Genomic DNA, 13,141 nt, shown 5'->3' on the forward strand with positions numbered 1-13,141 from the left:
AGTTGTTGACCTGTTGTTTTGGGAAACACCGCCTGAAATCGATCATTTAGATACCCCGCCTGACAATGCCGTAATTTTTCACATAGGTGGTTCCCCCCGCTGATGTGAAAAGGGAGAAGCGCAATGAATAACGTATTTCGCCTTATCTGGAACCGCACTTTAGGTCGTCTGGTTGTGGCATCAGAAGCCGCTCGCTCTCAGCACAAAGCGGGGAATGGCAGTAAACAGGTAGGACAACCGCCAATACCGGTACAGAAAACGACAGAGTGCCGGTTATTCACACCACTGAAACCCAAAGCACTATTGCTCGCCTGTGCCACGATGTTGTTACTGCCGTTGGGCATTTCAGACGCCGAGGCACGCAAATTTGCCTCAGATGGTGGTAGCTGTGTTTCAGTTGGTGGAGGAACGGTAATTGGAAGATTAGTTACACCTAGCACCACGTTTGATCCTATTGATGGTAGCGGAACTTATTCAACCGTTGCTGGCTGTAATGCCAGTGGTAATGGCCAGTCGGCAGCGACTGTATATGGCACTTTTAGTCAGGTCACTGGAGCTGGTGGGGCAGCATTTGGTTTTAATGTTAGGGCTGCACGTTGGGCGACGGCAATAGGTTTAGAAAGTCGTGCTACCGGCGTGAGTGGCACAGCATTAGGTTTTGGCAGCCAAGCAACGGCGCTTAATGCCGTTGCGATTGGGGGTGCCGGTGGGGATGGCACGACGCCACTAGCAGTGGCGGACTCAACGCTTGCTTCTGGCTTACACTCGATCGCCATTGGAAGTAACGCAGTTCGAGGAGCGCAAGCATTAGGTGGCAATGCGATAGCAATAGGTGGAGAAACCATTGCATCGGAGCTTTCAAGCACAGCCCTTGGAAATAAAAGCCAGGCGACTGGAGCTAGCTCTTTAGCAGTTGGTGAGCGCTCAGAAGCAACAGCACAGTTTGCTAATGCCCTGGGTATTCAATCAAAAGCTGAGGGACTTGCTTCGCTGGCGGTAGGCCCAGCGGCAAAAGCACTGGCAGAAAGTAGTGTGGCGATGGGGCGGCGCTCAGAAGCCACTGAGTTGCAAAGTATCGCGGTAGGTTTTGACTCCAAGGCATCAGGGGTCGACTCTCTGGCAATAGGCACGGGTGCTATCGCTTCTGGTGAACGAAGCATTAGTATTGGTTTTGCTAACGAAGTTTCTGGAACAGGTTCTGGCGCTATCGGTGATCCTAATATCATCACGGGCGCAGGCAGCTACGCACTGGGCAACGACAATACCATCGAAGCTAATAATGCCGGTGTGTTTGGTAACCGTAACATCCTTGCGGCTACCGCTGACGGCAGCCGCATTATCGGCAACGACAATAACATCAATGTCCCCGATGCCATGGTGGTGGGTAATAATGCGGATGTCACGCAGGCGGGAGGAGTGGCACTAGGCTCTGGTTCGGTAGCAGATACCGCAGCAGGCATAGTGGGCTATGTACCCTTTGGTGCGACGGCAGCAGACACCGCCGCAATTAATGGTACGGTGGCCACTCAAGCAGCTGTGGATATCGGAAGCCGCCAGATCACCAGCGTTGCGGCAGGTACCGAACTTGATGATGCGGTGAATGTCAGCCAGCTTGTTGCTACGCAAACTAGTGTGGCAGCAGGCACAAACGTTACGAGTGTGGCAGAAAGTGATAACCCTAATGGTGGGACCATTTACACCATCAACGCTGATGGTGCGAGCGTTAGCGCAGGCTCGGCAGCGGTGGACGTCGTCGCCGCTGTACCCGATGCCAATAACGTCACTGACTACGCGGTCGACCTTAGCCAAGCTAGCAAAGACAGCCTGACGCTGGCGGACTCCGCGCTACAGGACGTGGTGACCCAGGTCGACGGTGTTGATGTCAAAACCCTGACCAAGGGCGATAACAACGCCAACTTCGTGACGGGCAAGAATATGGCGCTCAGCCCTGACGGTGCGGGCGGCATTGAAATTGCCACGTTGGACAATGTCACCTTCACGGATGTTAAGACCGACACCCTGACGGCAGGCCCCGTCAACATCGGGGCCACCGGTATCGATGCCGGCAACACCACGATCTCCGGTGTGGCACCTGGGGTGGCGGGTACTGATGCGGTCAACCTTAATCAGCTAGACGATGCCGCTGCCGCTTCGAAGACTGAAGTGGCTGGCGGCACCAATGTGGCCGGTGTGGATAAAGCCACCGGTATTAACGGCCAGGACATCTACACCGTTAATGCCGAGGGCGCGAGCGTTAGCGCAGGCTCGGCAGCGGTGGACGTCGTCGCTGCTGCCCCCGATGCCAATAACGTCACCGACTACGCGGTCGACCTTAGCCAAGCTAGCAAAGACAGCCTGACGCTGGCGGATTCCGCGCTACAGGACGTGGTGACCCAGGTCGACGGTGTTGACGTCAAAACCCTGACCAAGGGCGATAACAACGCCAACTTCGTGACGGGCAAAAATATGGCGCTCAGCCCTGACGGTGCGGGCGGTATAGAAATTGCCACGTTGGACAACGTCACCTTCACGGATGTTAAGACCGACACCCTGACGGCAGGCCCCGTCAACATCGGGGCCACCGGTATCGATGCCGGCAACACCACGATCTCTGGTGTGGCACCTGGGGTGGCGGGTACTGATGCGGTCAATCTTAATCAGCTAGATGATGCCGCAGCCGCTTCGAAGACTGAAGTCGCGGGCGGCAGCAATATCGCCAGTGTGGATAAAACCACCGGTATTAACGGCCAGGACATCTACACCGTGAATGCGGACGGCGCATCAGTGAGCGCCGGTTCCGGTGCGGTGGACGTCGTTGCCGCTGCCCCCGATGCCAACAACGTCACCGACTACGCGGTTGACCTTAGCCAAGCTTCGAAAGATAGTCTGACGCTGGCGGACTCCGCGCTACAGGACGTGGTGACCCAGGTCGACGGTGTTGACGTCAAAACCCTGACCAAGGGCGATAACAACGCCAACTTCGTGACGGGCAAGAATATGGCGCTCAGCCCTGACGGTGCGGGCGGCATTGAAATTGCCACGCTGGACAACGTCACCTTCACGGATGTTAAGACCGACACCCTGACGGCAGGCCCCGTCAACATCGGGGCCACCGGTATCGATGCCGGCAACACCACGATCTCCGGTGTGGCCCCTGGGGTGGCGGGTACTGATGCGGTCAACCTTAATCAGCTAGACGATGCCGCTGCCGCTTCGAAGACTGAAGTAGCGGGCGGCACCAATGTGGCCGGTGTGGATAAAGCCACCGGTATTAACGGCCAGGACATCTACACCGTTAATGCGGACGGCGCATCAGTGAGCGCCGGTTCCGGTGCGGTGGACGTCGTCGCCGCTGCCCCCGATGCCAATAACGTCACTGACTACGCGGTCGATCTTAGCCAAGCTAGCAAAGACAGCCTGACGCTGGCGGATTCCGCGCTACAGGACGTGGTGACCCAGGTCGACGGTGTTGACGTCAAAACCCTGACCAAGGGCGATAACAACGCCAACTTCGTGACGGGCAAGAATATGGCGCTCAGCCCTGACGGTGCGGGCGGCATTGAAATTGCCACGTTGGACAACGTCACCTTCACGGATGTTAAGACCGACACCCTGACGGCAGGCCCCGTCAACATCGGGGCCACCGGTATCGATGCCGGCAACACCGCGATCTCTGGCGTGGCCCCTGGGGTGGCGGGTACTGATGCGGTCAACCTTAATCAGCTAGACGATGCCGCAGCGGCCTCAAAGACTGAAGTAGCGGGCGGCACCAATGTGGCCGGTGTGGATAAAGCCACTGGTATTAACGGCCAGGACATCTACACCGTTAATGCCGAGGGCGCGAGCGTTAGCGCAGGCTCGGCAGCGGTGGACGTCGTCGCTGCTGTACCCGATGCCAATAACGTCACTGACTACGCGGTCGACCTTAGCCAAGCTAGCAAAGACAGCCTGACGCTGGCGGATTCTGCGCTACAGGACGTGGTGACTCAGGTCGACGGTGTTGACGTCAAAACCCTGACCAAGGGCGATAACAACGCCAACTTCGTGACGGGCAAGAATATGGCGCTCAGCCCTGACGGTGCGGGCGGTATAGAAATTGCCACGTTGGACAACGTCACCTTCACGGATGTTAAGACCGACACCCTGACGGCAGGCCCCGTCAACATCGGGGCCACCGGTATCGATGCCGGCAACACCACGATCTCCGGTGTGGCCCCTGGGGTGGCGGGTACTGATGCGGTCAACCTTAATCAGCTAGACGATGCCGCTGCCGCTTCGAAGACTGAAGTGGCTGGCGGCACCAATGTGGCCGGTGTGGATAAAGCCACCGGTATTAACGGCCAGGACATCTACACCGTTAATGCGGACGGCGCATCAGTGAGCGCCGGTTCCGGTGCGGTGGACGTCGTCGCCGCTGCCCCCGATGCCAACAACGTCACTGACTACGCGGTCGACCTCAGTCAAGCCAGCAAAGACAGCCTACTGCTAGCCGACTCCGCGCTCCAGACCGTGGTCACTCAGATCGATGGCACTGCGGTTAAGACGATTGATCAGAACGACAATGTCGCTAACTTTATCAGCGGCGATAACATCGAGCTGAGCGATCTGGGTGGCGCGATTGAAATTGCCACTAGCCCGAACCTCACCGCTGATAGCCTGACAATCAACAATGGTCCAACGCTCAATGACAACGGCATTGATATGGGCGGTGATACCATTACCAATGTGGGGGCGCCGATAAACGGTGGTGATGCGGTTAATCTCGATTACTTCGATGAAAACCGCACCCGTTATTACAGTGTCAATGATAACGGAGTCCAGCAAGGTAACTACGACAACGACGGTGCGACCGGCATCAATGCGCTGGCGGCGGGTACTAATGCGCTGGCCGATGGTAATTCCTCGCTAGCCATGGGCGATGGTGCACGCACAGCCAGCATTGGGTCAGATCAAGTAGCGGTAGGGACGGGGGCCTTGGCTGGTGGCAATAGATCAATTGCGATTGGCCAAGGTGCTCGGGCCGCAACAGATTTATTTGATGGCGGCATAGAAGCTGTTGCCATTGGTAGCGGTGCGTCAGCCCAGGGCACTGGTAATGTTGCCTTAGGTTCTGGTTCGTTTGCTGATGGCAGCACGCTTGCTACTGCGGCTTACCAGCCACTAGATTCAAGTGGCAATCCGATTGCAGTTGCAGCACCCACGGCAACAAGTGAGGTCTCAGTGGGCACTGTGGGTGATGAGCGTCGCATCATCAATGTTGCTGCCGGTGCAGAAGATACTGACGCCGTCAATGTCAGCCAATTAAAGGCGGTTAATGAACTGGCCAGCGCTGGCTGGGATGTTCAAACCAACGGTGACACGGCCACCAATGTGGCGCCCGGCGATACTGTTCAGTTTATCGACGGCAAGAATATTGATATTACTCGCAACGGCGCTGATATCACCGTTGCCACGGCCGACAGTGTGGTCTTTGATGACGTGACCATCACGGGTGGCCCGACGCTCACTGGCGGCGGCATTGATATGAACAACACCACCATTAGCAACCTAGCTGATGGGGTGAATGCTAACGACGCCGTGAACCTAAGCCAGTTGGAAGGCGCTGTTGCCGCTTCAAAGACTGAAGTAGCGGGCGGCACCAATGTGGCCGGTGTGGATAAAGCCACTGGTATTAACGGCCAGGACATCTACACCGTTAATGCCGAGGGCGCGAGCGTTAGCGCAGGCTCGGCAGCGGTGGACGTCGTCGCTGCTGTACCCGATGCCAATAACGTCACTGACTACGCGGTCGACCTTAGCCAAGCTAGCAAAGACAGCCTGACGCTGGCGGATTCTGCGCTACAGGACGTGGTGACTCAGGTCGACGGTGTTGACGTCAAAACCCTGACCAAGGGCGATAACAACGCCAACTTCGTGACGGGCAAGAATATGGCGCTCAGCCCTGACGGTGCGGGCGGTATAGAAATTGCCACGTTGGACAACGTCACCTTCACGGATGTTAAGACCGACACCCTGACGGCAGGCCCCGTCAACATCGGGGCCACCGGTATCGATGCCGGCAACACCACGATCTCCGGTGTGGCCCCTGGGGTGGCGGGTACTGATGCGGTCAACCTTAATCAGCTAGACGATGCCGCTGCCGCTTCGAAGACTGAAGTGGCTGGCGGCACCAATGTGGCCGGTGTGGATAAAGCCACCGGTATTAACGGCCAGGACATCTACACCGTGAATGCCGAGGGCGCGAGCGTTAGCGCAGGCTCGGCAGCGGTGGACGTCGTCGCCGCTGCCCCCGATGCCAACAACGTCACCGACTACGCGGTTGATCTTAGCCAAGCTTCGAAAGACAGCTTGACGCTGGCGGATTCGGCGCTGCAGGACGTGGTGACCCAGGTCGACGGTGTTGATGTCAAAACCCTGACCAAGGGCGATAACAACGCCAACTTCGTGACGGGCAAGAATATGGCGCTCAGCCCTGACGGTGCGGGCGGTATAGAAATTGCCACGTTGGACAATGTCACCTTCACGGATGTTAAGACCGACACCCTGACGGCAGGCCCCGTCAACATCGGGGCCACCGGTATCGATGCCGGCAACACCACGATCTCCGGTGTGGCACCTGGGGTGGCGGGTACTGATGCGGTCAACCTTAATCAGCTAGACGATGCCGCTGCCGCTTCGAAGACTGAAGTGGCTGGCGGCACCAATGTGGCCGGTGTGGATAAAGCCACCGGTATTAACGGCCAGGACATCTACACCGTTAATGCCGAGGGCGCGAGCGTTAGCGCAGGCTCGGCAGCGGTGGACGTCGTCGCTGCTGCCCCCGATGCCAATAACGTCACTGACTACGCGGTCGACCTTAGCCAAGCTTCAAAAGACAGCCTGACACTGGCGGATTCTGCGCTACAAACCGTGGTCACCCAGATCGATGGCACTGCGGTTAAGACGATTGATCAGAACGATAACGTCGCCAACTTCGTGACGGGCAAGAATATGGCGCTCAGCCCTGACGGTGCGGGCGGTATAGAAATTGCCACGTTGGACAACGTCACCTTCACGGATGTTAAGACCGACACCCTGACGGCAGGCCCCGTCAACATCGGGGCCACCGGTATCGATGCCGGCAACACCACGATCTCCGGTGTGGCCCCTGGGGTGGCGGGTACTGATGCGGTCAACCTTAATCAGCTAGACGATGCCGCTGCCGCTTCGAAGACTGAAGTGGCTGGCGGCACCAATGTGGCCGGTGTGGATAAAGCCACCGGTATTAACGGCCAGGACATCTACACCGTTAATGCCGAGGGCGCGAGCGTTAGCGCAGGCTCGGCAGCGGTGGACGTCGTCGCTGCTGCCCCCGATGCCAATAACGTCACCGACTACGCGGTCGACCTTAGCCAAGCTTCGAAAGACAGCCTGACACTGGCGGATTCTGCGCTACAAACCGTGGTCACCCAGATCGATGGCACTGCGGTTAAGACGATTGATCAGAACGATAACGTCGCCAACTTCGTGACGGGCAAGAATATGGCGCTCAGCCCTGACGGTGCGGGCGGCATTGAAATTGCCACGTTGGACAATGTCACCTTCACGGATGTTAAGACCGACACCCTGACGGCAGGCCCCGTCAACATCGGGGCCACCGGTATCGATGCCGGCAACACCACGATCTCCGGTGTGGCACCTGGGGTGGCGGGTACTGATGCGGTCAACCTTAATCAGCTAGACGATGCCGCTGCCGCTTCGAAGACTGAAGTGGCTGGCGGCACCAATGTGGCCGGTGTGGATAAAGCCACCGGTATTAACGGCCAGGACATCTACACCGTTAATGCCGAGGGCGCGAGCGTTAGCGCAGGCTCGGCAGCGGTGGACGTCGTCGCTGCTGCCCCCGATGCCAATAACGTCACTGACTACGCGGTCGACCTTAGCCAAGCTTCAAAAGACAGCCTGACACTGGCGGATTCTGCGCTACAAACCGTGGTCACCCAGATCGATGGCACTGCGGTTAAGACGATTGATCAGAACGACAATGTCGCTAACTTCGTGACGGGCAAGAATATGGCGCTCAGCCCTGACGGTGCGGGCGGTATAGAAATTGCCACGTTGGACAACGTCACCTTCACGGATGTTAAGACCGACACCCTGACGGCAGGCCCCGTCAACATCGGGGCCACCGGTATCGATGCCGGCAACACCACGATCTCCGGTGTGGCCCCTGGGGTGGCGGGTACTGATGCGGTCAATCTTAATCAGCTAGATGATGCCGCAGCCGCTTCGAAGACCGAAGTCGCGGGCGGCAGCAATATCGCCAGTGTGGATAAAACCACCGGTATTAACGGCCAGGATATCTACACCGTTAATGCGGATGGCGCATCAGTGAGTGCCGGTTCCAGTGCGGTGGATGTCACTGCCGCTGCCCCCGATGCCAACAACGTCACTGACTACGCGGTCGATCTTAGCCAAGCTTCAAAAGACAGCCTGACGCTGGCGGATTCGGCGCTCCAAACCGTGGTCACTCAGATCGACGGTGCTGCGGTTAAGACGATTGATCAGAATGACAACGTCGCCAACTTCGTGACGGGCAAGAATATGGCGCTCAGCCCTGACGGTGCGGGCGGCATTGAAATTGCCACGTTGGACAACGTCACCTTCACGGATGTTAAGACCGACACCCTGACGGCAGGCCCCGTCAACATCGGGGCCACCGGTATCGATGCCGGCAACACCACGATCTCGGGTGTGGCCCCTGGGGTGGCGGGTACTGATGCGGTCAATCTTAATCAGCTAGACGATGCCGCAGCGGCCTCAAAGACCGAAGTCGCGGGCGGCAGCAATATCGCCAGTGTGGATAAAACCACCGGTATTAACGGCCAGGACATCTATACCGTTAATGCCGAGGGCGCATCAGTGAGTGCCGGTTCCGGCGCAGTAGACGTCACTGCCGCTGCGCCCGATGCCAACAACGTCACCGACTACGCGGTGGATCTCAGTCAAGCCAGCAAAGACAGCCTGACGTTGGCCGACTCCGCGTTGCAAACCGTGGTCACTCAGATCGACGGCACTGAGGTGAAAACCCTCGACGAGAACGACAACGTCGCCAACTTCGTGACCGGCGATAACATCGTGCTCAGTGATGAGGCGGGCGGCATCAAGATCGCCACCGCGGATGATGTCACTTTCACTAGCATCAACAGTGACAGCCTCGCCATCACGGGCGGCCCAACGCTCACTGGCGGCGGCATTGATATGAATGGCGGCACTATCAGTGATCTTGCTCCTGGAGTTAACCCGCAAGATGCGGTCAACCTCAGCCAGTTGGAAAACTCCGCTGCCGCTTCGAAGACTGAAGTCGCGGGCGGCACCAATGTGGCCAGTGTGGACAAGGCTACTGGCGTGAACGGTCAGGATATCTACACCGTTAATGCCGAGGGCGCATCAGTGAGTGCCGGTTCCGGCGCGGTAGATGTCACCGCCGCTGCCCCCGATGCCAATAACGTCACTGACTACGCGGTCGATCTTAGCCAAGCTTCAAAAGACAGCCTGACACTGGCGGATTCGGCGCTCCAAACCGTAGTTACCCAGATCGACGGCACCGAGGTGAAAACCCTCGATGAGAACGACAACGTCGCCAACTTCGTGACCGGCGATAACATCGTGCTCAGTGATGAGGCGGGTGGCATCAAGATCGCCACGGCAGATGATGTTACTTTCACTAGCATCAACAGTGACAGCCTCGCCATCACCGGCGGCCCGACGCTCACTGGCGGCGGCATTGATATGAACAACACCACCATTAGCAACTTGGCTGATGGGGTGAATGCTAACGACGCCGTGAACCTCAGTCAGTTGGAAAAGGTTAGCAGCTCAGCTAACGCAGGATGGAACGTCACCACCTCAAATGAAACAGGTACTGTTAGCAGCAATGTAGGGCCTAACGCGAACGTGGACTTTGTTAGCGGCGATGAAAACGTGGTGATTTCCCATATGCGTAGCGAAGACGGCAGTACTTCGATTGATTATCGTCTAGCCGATGATGTGCGTATCGGTAATAGCGTGTCGGTGGGAGATACATCTATTAGTAACGATGGTTTGGTGATCACAGGTGGCCCAAGTGTCACTACACAAGGTATCGATGCTGGTAATAAACAGATTACCAATGCGGCAAGTGGGGTTGGTGACACCCCGCTGGACGAGCTAGAAGGCGATGCGCTAGGGAATGTCATTAACGCCGGTGATTTGCAAAACGTTGCCAATAACCTTAGTAGCAGTGTCACCGCTGCCAAAACGGAAGTGGAAGCTGGTAACAACATGACGGTTGCTGATCGCATCGGTGATGATGGACAGGTTATCTACACAGTGGCTACCGCAGATGAAGTTAGCTTTGATCAAGTTGATATAGGTAGTGTCAGCATCAATGCAGACAATGTGGATGATAGTGGGAACACCATTATTAGTGGGGTAGGCGAAGGTGGTATTGGTGAAGACAGCACCGATGCCATTAATGGTTCGCAACTCTGGGCGACTCAGGATCTGATTAAGAACCTGGAAGGTGGGGTCATCAACATCGCAGGCGATCTGAGTGACGAGTACATCACTAATAACGGTCGAGGTATTCGCTATGTGCGTACCAACGATGAGGGCCTTGATGTGAGCGATGCGTTTGCCGAAGCGCAAGGCTCCACAGCCCTTGGGTACGAAGCGCGTGCTACGGGTGACCGTGCGCTGGCCATGGGTTACGAAGCAATGGCATCACACCAAGGCAGTGTGGCGCTAGGTGAAGGTGCCCGCACCGAAGCGGCTATGAGAACTGCCTCGGTGGAGATTGGAGGCCAGACCTATCAGTTCGCAGGTGTAAATCCAGTGGCCACAGTTAGCGTTGGTAACGCCGGTTCCGAGCGAACCATTACCAATGTAGCGGCAGGACGGATCAGCGCAACCAGTACCGATGCCATCAATGGAAGCCAGCTATACGCCTCCAACCAGTTTATGGATACGCTCGATGATCGCTTAACTATCGTGGAAGGTGGCTTGGGCGATCTTACTGAAACGGTGGCAGGTATACCCCAAGGGGGCGGAGAAGGCGCAGTCGAGTATGCTCGAAACGATGATGGTTCCATCAATAAAAATACTGTTGAGCTGGCAGGCGATGGTGGCTCCAAAATTACTAACGTAGCGCCAGGCGAGATTGCATCGGGCAGTTCGGATGCAGTTTCAGGAGATCAGCTTCACACGACACGTCAGGATGTCGCTGGCAACACCGCTAATATCGAAGGTAACCGTAACCAGATTGCAGGTAACACTGACAGCATAAGCAACATTAACACCACGCTAGACAAAGGCCTGAATGTCAGTGCCGACCAGGGTGAGCCGGTTAATCGTCAGCTCGGGGATACCGTTGCAGTGACTGGAGATAACAACATCACTACTCGTACTACAGGGCAGGGGGTTCAGGTTACGCTTAATCGAGAGCTAAATGTGAATAGCGTCACCACTGGTAACACCACAATCAATAACGATGGCGTAAGGATTCAAGATGGCCCTAGCATGACGCAAACAGGTTTTGATGCCAACGGCACCACTATTACCAATGTGGCGCCTGGTGTTAATGCTGGGGATGCCGTCAACGTAGGCCAAATGAATGAGTTGGGTCAGCGTTTTGCTAATGAAATCAACAATGTTCACGGCCGCATTGATAAGGTTGAGCGCAACGCTAATGCAGGCATTGCAGCGGTTGCTGCTATGGGGCACGCCCCTTATGTGCCCGGTAAGCTTACTTACCACGTAGGGGGTGGCCACCACGGTGGTGAAAGTGCCGTCGGCATCAACTTTCGCCGTACTGCGGATAATGGCCGCTGGAGCTTAAACGCAGGCATTGCTGGTTCACGGGCAGGTGCCACTATTGGTGTCGGTATTTCAGGGGTGATTGATTAATTCGCAAGCTTGGGGAGAGACTTCTCTCTCCCCAGTTTCTGTTACTAATAGGCTTGTATGACGGAATAGGGCGTGACCATGAAAAATCGATCCACGATATTAGCAATTGGCCTGGTGATCGGGTTAGCAGGCTGTGCTTCAAATGCGTCGCTAACAGACGAGGGGGAAGTTCGCTTTCCTGATTTGGACAGCACGTATCTGAAAACCGGGGATTTTGTCGATCCCGATGATGTACTGCGCATTTCTGAAGGCCAACACAAAGACCAAGTACGTCTATTATTGGGGCATCCGCACTTTAGCGAAGGTATTTTTGGCGTGCGCGAGTGGGACTACGCCTTTAATTTTTATACTGGCAACGGCAATGAGTACATTACTTGCCAGTATAAATTGCTATTTGACCGTGATATGCGCGTCAAAAGCACTTACTGGCGTGATGCACAATGCCCAGCGCTGTTAGTTCCTATCCAGGTGGAGGAATTCGCTATAGAGCCACGCCAAGAGAAGCTAATGCTGCCAGGGGATGTGCTGTTCGACTTTGATAGCGCGCAGCTGACCCTGGAAGGTCGGCGTGCCTTAGAAAGGATAGTAGCAGCATTCGATGAAACCAAGCCGCCCACCAATGTACGAGTGGTCGGCTATGCTGATCGCTTTGGTGATGAACAACACAACCTACGTCTATCCCAGGCGCGGGCTGAAACAGTCGGCAATTACTTAGCTAGCCAAGGGGTGGCGCGTGCCAGCTTAGAGGTGGTAGGAAGAGGGCAGGCCGACCCTGTAGTGAACTGCCCTGGCAGTATAGCGACCCCAAGCGTTAGAGAGTGTTTAAAACCCAATCGAAGGGTGGAGATAACGCTGCAATACGAGAGCTAAATCAACAAAAAAATTCCTCTGTCATCACATTAATGCCCGTGTATGCCATGACCTTTATAGGTAAATGTCACGCGGGCATTTTATTACCTTGCTAACACTTTGCTACAAAAATGATCCGATAATGCAAATAGTTAATTACAGTTAACTAAGTCGGAAGGAGTATTTTCATCTGTTTAGACGTAGTGCTAATGGCACAGTATTAACAATGGTAAAAAACAAAAGTATTTTTTTAGAAAAAGCCGATTGATAAAAAGTTTTAAATGTTAAATGTATTTTTATTAATGTTGTTTGTTTTAGTGTTAGTTGTTGTTTTAGATAGAGGTGGGTGTTTCTTGTTTGTTTTATT

2 protein-coding genes are annotated in these 13,141 nt (G+C 55.6%); both read left to right on the top strand.

Translation table 11 applies throughout. From position 1 onward, the window contains the following. Positions 1-123 precede the first annotated feature (123 nt). Positions 124-11,925, top strand: a complete 11,802-nt coding sequence (locus L1X57_RS09220) for an ESPR-type extended signal peptide-containing protein (protein WP_234668032.1) — start codon at positions 124-126, stop codon at positions 11,923-11,925. A gap of 78 nt (positions 11,926-12,003) precedes the next feature. Then, complete coding sequence (locus tag L1X57_RS09225) at positions 12,004-12,795, top strand: OmpA family protein (protein ID WP_009724794.1); 792 nt, start codon at positions 12,004-12,006, stop codon at positions 12,793-12,795. The last annotated feature ends 346 nt before the right edge of the window (positions 12,796-13,141 follow it).

Source organism: Halomonas sp. TD01 (assembly GCF_923868895.1).
In the GTDB taxonomy this organism is placed as follows: domain Bacteria; phylum Pseudomonadota; class Gammaproteobacteria; order Pseudomonadales; family Halomonadaceae; genus Vreelandella.

Excerpts from the sequence above, each read along its gene's own strand:
- L1X57_RS09220 (WP_234668032.1), top strand. The coding sequence starts at position 124 with ATGAATAACGTATTTCGCCTTATCTGGAACCGCACTTTAGGTCGTCTG.
- L1X57_RS09225 (WP_009724794.1), top strand. The coding sequence starts at position 12,004 with ATGAAAAATCGATCCACGATATTAGCAATTGGCCTGGTGATCGGGTTA.